The sequence below is a fragment of the Halorubrum sp. Hd13 genome (assembly GCF_002252755.1).
Classification (GTDB): domain Archaea; phylum Halobacteriota; class Halobacteria; order Halobacteriales; family Haloferacaceae; genus Halorubrum.
The window spans coordinates 79161-92404 of sequence record NZ_NHOY01000105.1; the positions used below are offsets into that span (position 1 = coordinate 79161).

14 protein-coding genes, 1 tRNA gene and 1 pseudogene are annotated in these 13244 nt (G+C 70.3%); 11 read left to right on the top strand and 5 right to left on the bottom strand.

The window, feature by feature from the left end; translation table 11 throughout:
• The first annotated feature begins 104 nt into the window (after window positions 1-104).
• The 3 genes from DJ81_RS14080 (at window position 105) to DJ81_RS14090 (ending at window position 3606) form a co-directional block, all read left to right on the top strand.
• Complete coding sequence (locus tag DJ81_RS14080) at window positions 105-1898, top strand: FAD-binding domain-containing protein (protein WP_094590211.1); 1794 nt, start codon at window positions 105-107, stop codon at window positions 1896-1898.
• A 52-nt stretch (window positions 1899-1950) separates the two neighbouring features.
• Window positions 1951-2184, top strand: coding sequence for a DUF2892 domain-containing protein (locus DJ81_RS14085; protein WP_094522498.1), 234 nt, complete (start codon window positions 1951-1953; stop codon window positions 2182-2184).
• 186 nt (window positions 2185-2370) lie between these two features.
• Complete coding sequence (locus DJ81_RS14090; protein ID WP_094590213.1) at window positions 2371-3606, top strand: FAD-dependent oxidoreductase; 1236 nt, start codon at window positions 2371-2373, stop codon at window positions 3604-3606.
• Between the two features lie 43 nt (window positions 3607-3649).
• On the opposite strand, the gene DJ81_RS14095 is transcribed toward DJ81_RS14090, so the two are convergent.
• Both DJ81_RS14095 and DJ81_RS14100 read right to left on the bottom strand, forming a co-directional pair.
• Window positions 3650-4240: an NAD(P)/FAD-dependent oxidoreductase gene (locus DJ81_RS14095; protein ID WP_094527470.1), complete on the bottom strand. Its 591-nt coding sequence runs from the start codon at window positions 4238-4240 to the stop codon at window positions 3650-3652.
• 158 nt (window positions 4241-4398) lie between these two features.
• Window positions 4399-5274, bottom strand: coding sequence for a hypothetical protein (locus DJ81_RS14100; protein ID WP_094590215.1), 876 nt, complete (start codon window positions 5272-5274; stop codon window positions 4399-4401).
• 152 nt (window positions 5275-5426) lie between these two features.
• Between DJ81_RS14100 and DJ81_RS14105 the strand changes: the two genes are divergently transcribed.
• The 8 genes from DJ81_RS14105 (at window position 5427) to DJ81_RS14140 (ending at window position 10878) form a co-directional block, all read left to right on the top strand.
• A tRNA-Tyr gene (locus tag DJ81_RS14105) sits at window positions 5427-5500 on the top strand.
• A gap of 467 nt (window positions 5501-5967) precedes the next feature.
• Window positions 5968-6825 (top strand): hypothetical protein, encoded by an 858-nt coding sequence (locus DJ81_RS14110; protein WP_094590217.1) that lies wholly within the window; start codon window positions 5968-5970, stop codon window positions 6823-6825.
• A gap of 230 nt (window positions 6826-7055) precedes the next feature.
• The gene (locus DJ81_RS14115; protein ID WP_094522490.1) at window positions 7056-7574 is read left to right on the top strand and encodes a hypothetical protein; all 519 of its coding nucleotides are present in this window, start codon (window positions 7056-7058) and stop codon (window positions 7572-7574) included.
• 80 nt (window positions 7575-7654) lie between these two features.
• Entirely contained in the window at window positions 7655-8257 is a 603-nt protein-coding gene (locus DJ81_RS14120) for a hypothetical protein (RefSeq protein ID WP_094590219.1), read from the top strand.
• Entirely contained in the window at window positions 8247-8639 is a 393-nt protein-coding gene (locus DJ81_RS14125) for a hypothetical protein (protein WP_094590221.1), read from the top strand. The genes DJ81_RS14120 and DJ81_RS14125 overlap by 11 nt, the downstream gene beginning before the upstream one ends.
• Window positions 8636-9952 carry a helix-hairpin-helix domain-containing protein gene (locus DJ81_RS14130; RefSeq protein ID WP_094590223.1) on the top strand — a complete coding sequence of 439 codons (1317 nt, stop codon included), beginning with the start codon at window positions 8636-8638 and terminating at the stop codon, window positions 9950-9952. The genes DJ81_RS14125 and DJ81_RS14130 overlap by 4 nt, the downstream gene beginning before the upstream one ends.
• Window positions 9949-10251, top strand: a complete 303-nt coding sequence (locus DJ81_RS14135) for a hypothetical protein (protein WP_094522482.1) — start codon at window positions 9949-9951, stop codon at window positions 10249-10251. Before DJ81_RS14130 ends, DJ81_RS14135 begins: the two co-directional genes overlap by 4 nt.
• A 153-nt stretch (window positions 10252-10404) precedes the next feature.
• Complete coding sequence (locus DJ81_RS14140; protein ID WP_094522481.1) at window positions 10405-10878, top strand: universal stress protein; 474 nt, start codon at window positions 10405-10407, stop codon at window positions 10876-10878.
• 5 nt (window positions 10879-10883) lie between these two features.
• Here the strand turns inward: DJ81_RS14140 and DJ81_RS14145 are convergent, their stop codons facing one another.
• From DJ81_RS14145 to DJ81_RS14155, 3 genes and pseudogenes are all read right to left on the bottom strand, one after another.
• Window positions 10884-11525, bottom strand: a complete 642-nt coding sequence (locus DJ81_RS14145) for a DJ-1/PfpI family protein (protein WP_094522479.1) — start codon at window positions 11523-11525, stop codon at window positions 10884-10886.
• Between the two features lie 43 nt (window positions 11526-11568).
• On the bottom strand, window positions 11569-12255 hold the full coding sequence (locus DJ81_RS14150) for an SCO family protein (RefSeq protein WP_094590225.1): 687 nt from the start codon (window positions 12253-12255) through the stop codon (window positions 11569-11571).
• A gap of 73 nt (window positions 12256-12328) precedes the next feature.
• A pseudogene (locus tag DJ81_RS14155) lies at window positions 12329-13189 on the bottom strand (sulfite exporter TauE/SafE family protein).
• Window positions 13190-13244: the final 55 nt, after the last annotated feature.

Consider the following 13244-nt stretch of genomic DNA (forward strand, 5'->3'; position numbering starts at 1 on the left):
CGGCAAGGTCTCCGCGGTGTCGGCCGCCGACCGTCCGGGTCTGCCGGCCACCCGGGCCGCCGCCGACAGGGCCTTGCGGCGAGAGCCCGTATCCGGGATCGAACATGGGTGCGGACGACCACGCCCCGACGCCGCCGACGGTCCCGGATCCGGAGGCGATTCGGTCGGTCACCGGGTCGCCGACCGAGGCCGGCACCGTGGTCTGGCACCGCGAGGACCTCCGGATCGCGGACAACCCCGCGCTCGCGACGGCCGCGTCCGCGGCCGCGGCGACGGAGCGAGATACCGACGAGGCGGCGACCGCGGAGGACGCTGACGGGACGGCGGCCGCGGAGGACGCCGACCCCGTCGTTCTCCCGCTGTTCGTCTTCGATCCCGCCTTCTACGGCGACCGCGGCCTCGCGTGCGACGCCCGGATCGCGTTCCTTCACGACTCCCTGCGCGACCTCGACCGACAGTACCGCGACGTGGGCGCGCCGGGCCTGACGTACGCCCACGGCGACCCGATCGAGGTGCTCGGTCGCTTCGTCGACGCCGGCTGGGACGTGGTCGCGACGCGGAGCGTGACCGGTCGGTACGGACTCCGGCGCGACGAGCGCGCCCGCGACGAGATCGGCGTCGAGCTCGTCGACGGCGACGGACTGGTCCGCGACGCCGATCGCTCGCGCCGGGAGTGGAAGGGAGCGATCGAGTCGTGGCTGGCCGCCGACGCGCACGACTGGGACCCGCGACGCGTCGACGTGGAGCGGATAGCGACCGGACCGGGATCGGGATCGGGCTCCGACTCGTCCCCGGACACCGGCGACTCGTTCGTTCCGTCGCCCGAGGCCGTCGCGGCCGCCTACGACGTGACCCCCGAGAAATCGATGGTGCCGGACGGCGGTCGGGCGGCGGGCCGCGATCGGTTGGCGTCGTTCGCCGGGCGGCTCGGCGACTACCCCGGGAACATCTCCTCGCCGGTCGACGCCCGCGAGGGCACGAGCGGCCTCTCGCCGTACCTGCGGTTCGGCTGTCTCTCGCTTCGGGAGGTCCACCGGTACGTCGACGAGCACGCGCCGGACGGCCGGGGGAAGTCGATGTTCGTCTCCCGGCTGTTCTGGAACCGCCACTACCGGCAGAAGCTGGTCGACTGGCCGGGGTGGCTCGACGAGGCCGTCAACCCGGTGTACGCCGGATTCAACCGGGACCGACACGACCCGGAGCTCGTCGCGGCGTGGAAGGCCGGCGAGACCGGGTTTCCCATGGTCGACGCGAGCATGCGTTGCCTCCGCGAGACCGGTTGGCTCAACTTCCGGATGCGGGCGCTCTGCGCGAGCGTCTACTTCCACGTCCTCCAGCAGCCGTGGCGGATCGGCGCGGACCACTTCCACGAGCACCTGATCGACGCGGACGCCGCGATCAACTACACGCAGTGGCAGTCGCAGTGCGGGCTCGTGGGTCGCCCCGGGCTCCGGCTCTACAACCCGCGCAAGCAGGTCCGCGACCACGACCCGGACGGGGAGTTCATCGCGCGGTGGGTTCCCGAACTGGAGCCGCTCCCAGTCGAGCACCTCGACCGCCCCGAGCACGCCCCGCTCGCCGTTCAGGCTGAGTGCGGCGTCTCGATCGGCGAGGAGTACCCCTACCCCGTCATCGACTTCGAGGCGGCCCGCGAGGAGTTCCAGCGGCGGTACTACGACGCGCATCCCGAGGCCGCCGCTAGGCTGGCGGACGAGCGGATCGCCCGCCGCGCCTCCCTTTCGGGCGGACTCGACGCCGCACGGGCGATCGCGGAGGAGCACGGGAGCGAGGCCTCGGAACGAGGGGCCGAAGCGAGCGGCGGTGCCGGCGAGGCGACCGCTGACGGGCGTCGGCGCGGTCGTCAGACCGATCTGTCCGCCTTCGACGACGACGGCTGACCGACGAGCCGGCGTGGGAACGTATTTACATGTGTGTACCGTATTGTGAATCATGAACCAGAATGTCGGTTCCACGGACAAGCGCGTCAGAACGGCCCTCGGTGCGGTGTTCGGAATCGCCTCGCTCGCGACGCTCGCGGGAGCGGTTCCGGTGCCGGCGTTGGCCGCGCCCGTCCTCGGCGTCGTCTCGCTGATCATGCTCGGGACCGCCGCGACCGGCACGTGCGCGCTCTACTCCCTGCTCGGCGTCGACACGTGCCCGGCGTCGGCCGGCGGCTCCCGGTAAGACCCTTGACCGGTCCGAGCTTTCACGTACAGAAGGGTTGAGACGGTTCTTCTCGACGGTTTCGAACCACCGGCGACGGTAGCCTCAAGTGTGGCTAGTCGTAACGTGTGACATGAGCCTGCGACGCAGACCGATGACTGTCGTGTACGTGCGCGCGAACCGCTTCGCCGACCGAGGTGGCCGATCGTGAGCGACACCCCGACCGTCCTCGTGATCGGAGGCGGCGCGACCGGGGCCGGAGTCGCCCGCGACCTGGCGCTCCGCGGCGTCGACGTGACGCTCGTCGACCGCGGCGGGCTCGCCGGCGGCACCTCCGGGCGCTCGCACGGCCTGCTTCACAGCGGCGCCCGCTACGCGGAGGACGACCCTCGAGGCGCCGAGGAGTGCCTCCGCGAGAACCGGACGCTCCGCGAGATCGCCGGGGCGTGCCTCCGCGAGACCGACGGGCTGTTCGTCCGCCTCGGCGGCGACGACCCGAACTACTTCGAAGAGAAGGTGGCGGCCTGCGAGGAGATCGGGATCGAGACCGAGCGGCTCGACGCCGACGAGGCGCAGGCGGTCGTTCCGGGGCTCTCCGACGACGTCGCGGAGGCGTTCCGCGTGCCGGACGGCGTGATTTATCCCTCTCGGCTGGTCGCCGCGAACGCGGCCGACGCCGAGCGACACGGCGCCACCGTCCACACCGACGCGCCCGTCGAGGCCGTCGAGACTGCCGACGGCGCGGTCTCGACCGTGCGCGTCGGCGGCGACGTCGACGCCGCGCTCCGACCGGACCACGTCGTCAACGCGACGGGGGCGTGGGCCGACCGGATCGCCGACCTGGCCGGCGTCGATGTGGGGATGGCGCCGAGCCGCGGCGTGATGATATCCGTCAAGTACGACGGGCTCGATCCGGTGTTGAACCGGTGTCGCGACCCCGACGACGGCGACATCGTCGTCCCCCACGAGGGGGAGGCCGTGCTCGGCACGACGAGCGTCCCGGTCGACGACCCGGACGAGTACGAGACGGCCGACTGGGAGGTCGAGCGCTCGATCGAGGAGTGCGCGGCGATGCTCCCCGCGGTCGCCGAGGCCCCGGAGGTGAGACGGTGGTGGGGCGTCCGCCCCCTGTACGCGCCGGACGAGACGGGATCGAACCGGCGCGGGATCTCGCGCGGATTCACCGTGATCGACCACGCCGACGAGGGCGTCGGGAACCTCCACACGGTCGTCGGCGGGAAGCTGACGACCTACCGGGAGATGGCCGAGCTGACGGCCGACCGCGTCTGCGAGCGACTCGGCGTCGACGCCGCCTGCGACACCGCGACGGAGCCGCTCCCCGGCGCCGACGACCCCGCTCGGCTCGACGAGTTCGTCGAACGGTACGGCGGGGCGAACCCGACCGACGCCGGCGTCGTGAGCGCCGCCGCTGACGACGACTGAAACGGCGGGGATCGGACGGCGAGGACGCCGGGGGCGAGTCCGGCTACTCGCCGTCGTCGATCAGGTCGCCGAACACCGAGGTCGCGGTGTCGGGGACGTCGAAGTCGTGGTAGTGCTCGCCCTTCTCCTTCGAGAGGATGTTGAGGGCCGCGGCGGCGCCGTCGCCGGCCGAGATGACCGCCTGCCACTCCTCGGCGCGGACCATCCCGCCCGTCGCGTAGGCGCCGTCGACGCTGGTCTCCATCGAGACGTCGACGTCGACCGTGTCGTCGTCGCCGAGCGCGCAGCCGAGCGACTCCGCGAGGTCGCGGCTCGCGCCCGTGGCGAGCACGAGGTAGTCGGCCTCGTACTCGCCCGCCTCGGTCGTCACCGCGAACCCAGCGTCCGACTCGGCGACGTCGGTGACTTCCTCGCCCTGCTTCCGATCGACGCCGAAGTCGTCCGCCTGCTGGCGGAGGGTCGCGAGGAACTCGTCGCCACCGACCGAGCCGATCCCGGGGTAGTTGAACAGGTGCGCCTTGTGCATCCAGGTCTTGTCGGTGTCGAACAGGACCGCGTCGAGCCCGTTCTTGCCCGCGAACAGCCCCGCGCTGAGTCCGGCCGGTCCGCCACCGACGATCGCTACGTCTGCCATGCCGTCACTTCCCAAGCCGGACTGATAAGCGTTGGCGGAACCGGCGACACGGGTACGGTAGCGGACGGTCGGCGATTGGCGATTGGCGGTCGGCGATTGGCGATTGGCGGTCGACGGACGGCGGTCGGCGGTCCGCTGGTCCGCGGGTCAGCCGGCGACTACGACGAGAAGTCTGAGAGCGACCCGTCGGCGTCGTCGGATCCGTTCCGACTCTCGCCCTCGCCGGTCCGGTCTCCCTCCGCGCTCTCGTCGTCCCCGCCGCCGACCGTCTCGGGCTCGCGCCACGGGTCGTCCGGGTCGACGGGCTCGACGGCGCGGTCGAGCTCGGCGGCGGAGTAGTCGCGGTCGTCGTCGAGCAGCATCGCGAGGCGCTGCCAGCGGGCGCTGTGCTCGCCTTCCCCCTCCGGTCCGACCCGCGCGCCGCGCGTCTTGAAGAAGCGCGTGCCGCGCCCCAGCTTCGACCCCTCGCCGGTGTGGCCGTCGAAGATCGCGTCGAACTCGCCGCCCGGTTCGAGGTCGCCGACCGGGAAGTCGTGGGCGGGCTCCTCGCCGCGCTCGCGGGCCTCGGCGCGGCGGTCGGCGACGGCGCGGAAGTACTCGTCGGCGTTGGGGCCCTCGCGGGTCGACCGCGCGCGGGCGGCCGCCAGCGCGGCGTGGATCGCGCAGAGTCGGCCCTTCCACTCGGCGGGCTCCCAGCGCTCGGTAGCGAGTTCCTCGTAGCGCTGGATCGTGAGCGCGACGTCGCTGCCGGCGCGGAGGTCCTCGACGACGTAGAGGTTCAGGCGGTCCCAGAGGTTCCACGCGTAGCCGGAGCGCGCCAGCTCCCAGGCGGCCCACGCGGCGACCTCTTCGTCGGAGCGGCGCACGGCCTTCTGGAGCAGGCTGGAGACGGCGTAGCGGTTGTACCCCCCGTCGGTCTCGTTCGCCTCCTTCGGCTCGCCGAAGTCGTTGTCGCCGGTCGCGTCCGGCGTCGTGTCGGTCTCCAAGCTCCCGTCCGACCCGAACGTCGCCTGTCTGTCGTCGCCGTCGGCCATACGCCCGCTCCCGCCGCGAGCGACTTAAAAACCGCGCGCGGCGGGCGAGATCGGAGCGAGCCGGGCGGTGCCCGAGGCGCCCGCGGTACGGCGGATCACACCTGCGCTGAAAGGGAACCCTTAAGTCGAATCCAGCGGCTATGTTTCAGTGACCGCCCTTAGCTCAGCCTGGTAGAGCAGTCGACTGTAGATCGACTTGTCCCCCGTTCAATTCGGGGAGGGCGGACTTTCTCTGCGGTGGTTAACGAATCGACCTAGATCGACTTGTCCCCCGCTCCCGTGAGCGGAGCGAACGGGAGGCAGCAAGTCGCCAGAAGGGCGTCTCGCCCGTTTCAATTCGGGGAGGAGGGGACTGACACTCAGCAACCGTGAGCGACCGCGAACGGTTGCTGACCGCGAGGGACGACCGATTCGAATTCTCGCCGACGATTCCGTTTCGAGACTCCAGACCAATCGCACAGTGATATGAGCGATACCAGTGACAACCGCGTGCTATTATATACGGATTAAGACGTCTATAATGATACTATCGCGGTATGACGTTCGGATATGGGAACGGATCTCAGACGCTGGGTCAGGCAGGCGGCTTCTGCGGCCGCGAACGGTGATGTCGACGGTCTCATCAAAAGTCTGTTTTTCGTGTATGCCGGCGCGTGGCTTTCGGTCACTTCTCGGTATCCGATAGGCACGAACGTGTACGAACGCAACTGGGACGCGTTGATCGTTCTCGATTCCGCTCGGGTCGACGCGATGCGGGAGGTGGCGCCCGAGTACGATTTCATCGAGACCGTCGACGGCATCTGGAGCGTCGGAAGCAACTCACAGGAGTGGTACGTCCAGACGTTTCGTGAGCGGTACGCCGAGAGCATTGCCGAGACCGCGCTCGTGAGTTCGAATCCGAACGCGAGGGCGGTGTTAGCGGAACACGACTTGGGACCGAGGGGCACGACGCCGTTCCTCTTCGCAGACTGGAGTACGGTCGACGTCGACTGTTTCGACTACGTGGAGTTCACGCGGGACCACGACCGACCGTTCAGTGACGTCTCCGACCGTACGTCGACCGTCGGAACGATACAAGGCCCGGCGTACATCACCGAGCGGGCGATCGCGGCGGGACGCGGCGAGTCCGACCGGCTCGTCGTTCAGTACTTCCAGCCGCATCGGCCCTTCGTGCACGGTCTCGTCGCCGAGGATCGGGATATGACCGACGCCGAAGAGTACCCGTACCGGTCGATCGCCGACGGCGACATAAACCGCGACGACCTGTATTCGATGTATCTGGATAATCTGCGCGTCGTGCTCGACTCAATCGAAGAGCTCCTCGAGAACCTCGACGCGGAGAAGGTCGTAATAACGTCGGACCACGCCGAACTGTTGGGGGAGCTCGGACAGTACGGTCACTTCCTCGGCGTGCCGCATCCGGCTTTAAAAAAGGTTCCGTGGGTCGAGACGACCGCGGAGGACCGCGAGACGATACGCCCCGAGGCGAAGCCAACGATAACGGATCAGCCCGACGTGCGAGACCAGTTGAAAGAACTCGGCTACCTGTGATCGGGCCGGGAGGGCTGTACGCGCAGACGCTGAGACTGACGACGCGGATCTCGGTCAGCGAGGTGCCGGGGCCGACGGGAGCGACCCCCGGGTCGCCGCCGAGTCGGAATCCGTGACACTCGAGGGCCGTCGACCGACGGCGCGAGCGCGGTTAAGCCGACAAAAACCGCTAACAACTTATCTAATTTATTACATACTAGTTTAATATCTATTGTGATTATTGCTTAAGAATGTCCGTAGGACAGGAGCTACTCGACGTACCGTTCCCCGAGATGGTGGCCAGCATGGGGCAGGGGATCGCGGACGCACAGAACCAGTTGGACATGAACTCGGTCGAGGTCGCCAAGACGCTGGCGGAGACCGAGATCGAGGTCGTCCCGGCGATCACGCGGACGATCGACTCGAACGGCGACGTCACCTACTCCTCGGCGGACGCGATAGACGTCTCGCTGCTGCAGGCGGGGCTGTTCCCGACGTTCTACCGGTTCTCGGAGGCCGTCATCGAGGTCGAGATGGACATCAAGACGACCACCGAACGGGAGACGAACATCGACGTCAGCGCCGAGGCGCACGCCGGGTTCGGCCTGTGGGGCGGCAGCATCCAGACCGACGTGAGCCACAACCGCAAGTTCGGGAAGGAGGTGCACGGGACGAGCAAACTGAAGACCACGATGGTCCCGGTGCCGGAGCCGCCGTACCTCTTCCCCGAGGTCGAGACGGTCGACAACCGCACCACGACCGACGAGTGATCGAATCGGGTCCCGGTCGCCGACACCCGAGAGCGCGGCTCTCGCCGGCGACCGCATCCGCACCCGCGACACCGACACCTATGCCACTACGAGCCCATCACGTTTCCCCGCCTAGTACAGCCCGCCGCCGACCGACTCAGCCGGTCGCGGACGTCCCGTTCGACGACCTCGTCTCCCTGCTGGCCGCGGGCGTCGCCGACGCGCAGACCGCGCTCGACGCGCACAGCGCGGCGACGGGGGCGTCGCTCGCGGAGACCGAACTCGAGGTCGTCCCGTCGGTCACGCGGACGATCGACACCGACGGCTCGGTCACGGCGACGCCGGCCGCGACGGAGCGTCGGCCCCTGCTGGAACTCGGGATCACGCCCGCCTGGTACCGGTTCAGCGAGGCGACGATCGAGGTCGCCGTCGACGTGCGCGCGACCGAGCGCGAGGGCGACGACGCTCGGGGGATCGATGAACGAGCGGACGACACCGACCGACTGAGTGACGACGAAAACGAACCCGTAGACGGGCTCACGGCGAGCACGCAGTCGGTGATCGACCGGCGGCGGTTCGACCGGGAGGGCGGCTCGAACGCCCGACTGGCAGCGCGTCTCGAACCGACGCCGCTGCCGATGCGGGTCGGCCTTCCGGCGGAAGCAGAAGCGGACACGGAACGCGGAGGCGACCGTGCCGACTGACGAGTGGCTCGCGCGACCGCTCTCGGAGTTCGTCCGCTCGGTCGCGTTCTCGGTCGCGGAGGGCCAGGAGGAGCTGGACCGCCGATCGATGGCGGCCCAGCGCGCGCTCGAACGGGAGATCGAGAGCGGCGAGCTCGCCTACGACCTCGACGCCTCCTGGCTCCGGTTCTCCGAGGTCGAGGCGGACCTGGAGCTGACGCTCTCGGTCGAGGGCAAGGAGATCCGGGACCCGGAGACGAAGGAGGTCCGCGGGTACAAGCCCGTCGTGAGCGCGGTGCCGCTCAACCACCGCGTCGTCGGCGAGTACGAGGTGGACGCCGAGATCGCGAGCGAGGTCCGCCTCAAGATAGCGCCCGTTCCGCCGGAGTCGCGTCGGCCATGAGCGACCGGTTCGACGCCAAGAGCGAATCGTATCGCATCGCTGAGACGTTTCAGTTGGAGGAGATCCCCCAGGTCGACGTCGAGAAGTTCGAAACCGTCGAGCGGGCGGCGGTCGAGCGGGTGATCACCGAGCAGCAGGAGTCGCTCGTCCGGCTCCAGACCGACGTGCTCGACGTGCGGACCGAACGCGACGCGCTCGAACACCAGCTCTCGAAGCTGACGGACGACCGCGAGCGGCTTCAGGAGCGCGTCCGGGAACTGGAGATGGAGCGCCCGGCGCTGGAGCCGAAGACCGTCTTCTCGAACCTCGGCGCGGCGCTGGAGGCGGCCGACGAGGACCTGTCGAGCGAGCGCTACCGCGTCGACGACGTCGACTTCACGCTCAAGGCGAACGTCACCCAGACCGAGGAGGGGGTCCGGATGCACCTCCCCTCGCTGGACGAGTCGTCGCTCTCGGCGAACCTCAGCGAGGTCTCGTTCCGGCTGCGGGCGCCCCGCACCGAACCGGAACGACCGGAGACGGAGTACGTCGACGTGCCGGAGCTACGGGGGCTGTCGCGCGAGGCCGCGGTCAGCCGGCTGACGGCCGCCGACCTCGCGGTCGGAACGGTCGAACGCGCTCCCGACCCGACGACGACGCCCGGGGCCGTCGTCGAGCAGTTCCCCGACGCCTACGCCGTCGCCGAGCCCGGGGCTCCCGTCGACCTCGTCCTCGCCGAGGAGCCCGGCGACGATTCGGAGTCGGCCGACGAGTCGAGCGCGGAGGCGGATACCGGCGCCTCGACCGACTCGGACGCGACGGGAGGGAGCGATTCGAACGCGGACGAACCCGCGGACGACGCGCCCGCCGACGAGACCGGAGAGGAGAACTCCGACGAGACCGCTGAGGAGAGGCCCGAAGAACGGACCGACGACGAGGAGAAGGCGCGCATGGAGGCGTTCCGCCGCGCGATCGTCGAGGTCGACCCGGAGAACGGCTCGGCCGTCGCGGACCGACTGCGCCGCGCCGGCGTCACCGACCTCGACGCGCTCGTGAAGCGGGACCCGGAGGAGCTCGCCGAGCTGTTGTCGATCCCGGTCGAACGGGTCCGCGCGTTACAGGAGGAGCTCGGCGGCCGCGAGGAGCCGATCGAGCTCGAATCCGTCTCCGGTATCGGTCCGACGTACGCGAGTCGACTCCGCGAGAAGGGGATCGGATCCGTCGCGCGGCTGTCGACGCTCGAGCCGGAGACGGTCGCCGAGATCACGCGGGCGTCGACAAGCCGAGCCGCCGACTGGATCGAGCAGGCGACCCGGCTGACGGAGGAGCGATGACCCTCGCGGAGCGGTTCGGCGCGTCGATCGAGGTCGCGGGACCCGACCCCGACGCGGAGGCGTTCTTCTTCGTGAAGCGTCCGGAGTCGGTCGACCACGACGCGTTCGTCACCGGGCTGCTCGGGCTCGTGGGGACGGGCGGCCGGCTCGTGCTCCATCACCGATCGGGGTTTGCGGTCGTCCGCGTGTCCCACGACCGCGCTCGGCGGCTGCGGCGGCTTCCGTGGGTCGACAGCGTCGGCGGCGTTCGGTTCGATCCGGAGCAGTTCGCGGCCGTGACCGGCGCTCCTATCGCGTGATCGGCGCTCCAATCCCATGATCGGGGCCCCGTCGTGTGACCGACACCCTCGTCGTGTGACCCCTGCTCCCGTCGTGCGAGCGGGGCCATTCGATTCTCAGCGCGAGTATTCGCACCGACAGCGTATTTATCCCTCCACTGCAACTCTCCGGACATGACTCTCGTCGTGGTCCCGGTCCGGTTCCCGCCGTCGTCGCACTCGGCGGCGACGCTGCGAGAGGCCGTCCGCGTCGCCGATGAGCGCGACGCCGACCTCACGATCCTCCACGTTGACCTGTATCAGAACTCGGGCGGCGTCTCCCGCAGCGACCTCAAGCGCGCCGTCGAGCGGCGGATCGGGGCGGTGGACCGCGCGCGGTACGTCGTCCGACGCGGCTTCCTCGTCGAGGAGACGATCTTAGAGGAGATCGTCGCCGAGAAGGCCGACGTCGTCGTCATCGGCTCGAAGCAGGCGGGTCGCTGGCGGCGGATGGTCCAGAAGCTCCTCTCCGACCCGGACATCGACTCGTTCCTCCGGAGCGAACTCGACTGCACCGTGATCACGGTCGAGGCCGACGGCGAGGTCACGAGCAACGAGGGCGAGGAGAACGAGGCGGACGCCCCGATCCCGGACGACGGCGGCGACTGACAGACTCAGTCGCCCCCGCCCCCGCCCGCGACCTCGTAGCGGCGCTCGTACTCGATGACCGTCGCGACCCGGTCGGCGACGTCGCCGCCGAACTCCCGCTCGACGAGGTACAGGGCCAAGTCGATCCCGGAGGTCACACCGCCCGCGGAGAGCAGGTCGCCGTCGTCGACGACGCGCGCGTCCACGACCTCGGCGCCCGACTCGCGCAGCTCGTCGATCGCGCCGGCGTGGGTGACCGCGCGCCGCCCGTCGGTGACGCCGGCCTCCGCGAGCAGCATGGACCCGGTGCATACCGAGGCGATCCGCGTGCCGGCCGCGTGGTGGGCCGCGAGCGCGCGGGGAACGTCCCCCTTCCGCGCCTCCGCCCACGCGCTCGCCTCCGCGTCGCGCGCGTTCCAGCCGCCGCCCGGAACGAGCAACAGGTCGGGGACGTCGTCCGCGTCCGGCTCGGGAAGGGTCCCGTCGACCCCGACGCGCGTCCCGTGGCTCGCGGTCACCGAGTCGCGCTCGCCGAGGGTCACGTACCGGACGCGCCCGGCCGGGTCGTCCCCCTCTCCGGCGTACTCCAGCGCGTAGTCGAACACCTCGTACGGACCGATCCCGTCCAGTTCGTCGAAGCCGTCGTACAGCAGCACGTCCACGTTCATACCGACTCGAAGGGGAGCGGATGGCTTGTGCGTTCCCCCGCTGTCACTCCGCGGCGAAGGCGTCGGCGACCGCCTCGATGTCGCCGGCGACGCGGTCGCGGTCGATCCGCTCGCCGCGGTACGCGCGCTCGACGATCCCGTCGGGATTGACGAGCATGGTGACGACGACGTGGGTGAAGTCGTACCCGGGGAGTCGCTCGCTCTCGGTCGTCCGCTCGAAGCCGATCCCGAGCCGGTCCTCGACGACCGCCTTCGCCCGCTCCGGCGTCTCCGGGCGGAGGTAGTGCCAGTTGCCGCTGTCGAGGTTCACGCCGATCGTCTCGGCGTTCTCCCGAAGCGTCGCCGCGTCGTCGCGCTCGGGGTCGAAGGTGATCGGGAGGAAGGCCGTCTCGTCGGTCAGTCCCGCGTCGGCGACCCGCCGCTGGACGCCCACCAGCCGTCGAAGGAGGATCCCGCACTCGACGGGACAGGTGGTGAACACCCCGGTCACGATCGCGGTCCGATCGAGCGCCTCGCTGTCGATCGTCACCCCCGCGATCGGGTCCCGAAGCTCGAACGCGGGGAGTGGTTGGCCGTACGCGGGATACGCGAGATCCTCGCTGTCCGCGAGTTGGTCCTCCTGCGGGCCGAGCACGACCCCTTCCGGCTCGTCGCCGAGCACCGAGGCGCAGCCGGCGACCGCGCCGGTCGTCGCCGCAGCGATCCCGCCGAGCACCGCTCGCCGTTGCATACCGAAGTCGTCGGACCGCGCTCGCATAACCGGTCTGGTGCGCCCGTCGAACGCGGCTCGTCGCTCGCGGGATTTATAACGGCGAGTAGTACGGGATCGGGGGGTGCGGCAGCGGGACGCCGAGCGTCGCGAGCCCGTGCTGGAGCGGGATGTACCCGAGCGCGACGAAGGCGACGCCCAGCGCCCGGTGGATCCGCATGCGGGTCTCGACGCTCACGGCGCCGAACGCGGTGCCGAAGACGAACAGCGCCGGGACGGTGCCGAGGCCGAGCGCGCCGAGCGCGGCCGCGCCGCCGAGCGCGCTCCCCTAGACGAACGCGTACAGGAAGGCGGGGTACAAGAGCGGGCACGGCAGGAGGCCGTGGGCGGCGCCGAGCCCGACGATCCGCCAGCTGCCGACCCACGCGTCCACGCGGGGCACGATCCGACCGGTCACCGCTCCGGCGGCGGCGTCGAGACCGGGAACCGGGATCCGCTGGAGTTCCAGCCGGAGCGCGTACCGCGCCCCGATCGCGATGACGACCCCGCCGACCGCGATCCCCGCGAGCGCGTGGACGTCGCCGGCGACCGTCGTCACGGTGCGGCCCGTCACGAACGCGAGGCTCCCGGCGAGGCCGAACAGCCCGCCGATCGCGGCGTAGCTGGCGGTCCGTCCGAGGTTGAACAGCGCGTGCTGGCGCACCTGTCGCACGGTGAGGTCGTCCCGGCCGCCGGCTCGCCCGTCGGCGGCGCCCTCGCGCATCCGGTCCGCGTACGTGGAGACGAGCGGTCCGCACATGCCGAGGCAGTGCGCGCCGCCGAGGAGGCCGACGAGCAGGAAGACGCCGAGGCTCAGCGGCTCCGCCGAGTGGATCGTTCCGGTGGGCTCGCACGTCGCCGTCGCGGGGGCGAGCGAGGCCCCGAGCGAGCCGACGCCGCCCCCGAGTTCGCGCATGTCCGAACCCACGCACGCGGCGGCCCTAACGGATCTGGTGCGATCGGCGAACGGG

What these genes read in the sequence shown, in the direction of transcription:
- DJ81_RS14100 (WP_094590215.1), bottom strand. Translation starts at nt 5,274, where the DNA reads ATGGCCGACGGCGACGACAGACAGGCGACGTTCGGGTCGGACGGGAGC.
- DJ81_RS14080 (WP_094590211.1), top strand. Translation starts at nt 105, where the DNA reads ATGGGTGCGGACGACCACGCCCCGACGCCGCCGACGGTCCCGGATCCG.
- DJ81_RS14095 (WP_094527470.1), bottom strand. Translation starts at nt 4,240, where the DNA reads ATGGCAGACGTAGCGATCGTCGGTGGCGGACCGGCCGGACTCAGCGCG.
- DJ81_RS14085 (WP_094522498.1), top strand. Translation starts at nt 1,951, where the DNA reads ATGAACCAGAATGTCGGTTCCACGGACAAGCGCGTCAGAACGGCCCTC.
- DJ81_RS14130 (WP_094590223.1), top strand. Translation starts at nt 8,636, where the DNA reads ATGAGCGACCGGTTCGACGCCAAGAGCGAATCGTATCGCATCGCTGAG.
- DJ81_RS14150 (WP_094590225.1), bottom strand. Translation starts at nt 12,255, where the DNA reads ATGCAACGGCGAGCGGTGCTCGGCGGGATCGCTGCGGCGACGACCGGC.
- DJ81_RS14145 (WP_094522479.1), bottom strand. Translation starts at nt 11,525, where the DNA reads ATGAACGTGGACGTGCTGCTGTACGACGGCTTCGACGAACTGGACGGG.
- DJ81_RS14140 (WP_094522481.1), top strand. Translation starts at nt 10,405, where the DNA reads ATGACTCTCGTCGTGGTCCCGGTCCGGTTCCCGCCGTCGTCGCACTCG.
- DJ81_RS14135 (WP_094522482.1), top strand. Translation starts at nt 9,949, where the DNA reads ATGACCCTCGCGGAGCGGTTCGGCGCGTCGATCGAGGTCGCGGGACCC.
- DJ81_RS14120 (WP_094590219.1), top strand. Translation starts at nt 7,655, where the DNA reads ATGCCACTACGAGCCCATCACGTTTCCCCGCCTAGTACAGCCCGCCGC.
- DJ81_RS14115 (WP_094522490.1), top strand. Translation starts at nt 7,056, where the DNA reads ATGTCCGTAGGACAGGAGCTACTCGACGTACCGTTCCCCGAGATGGTG.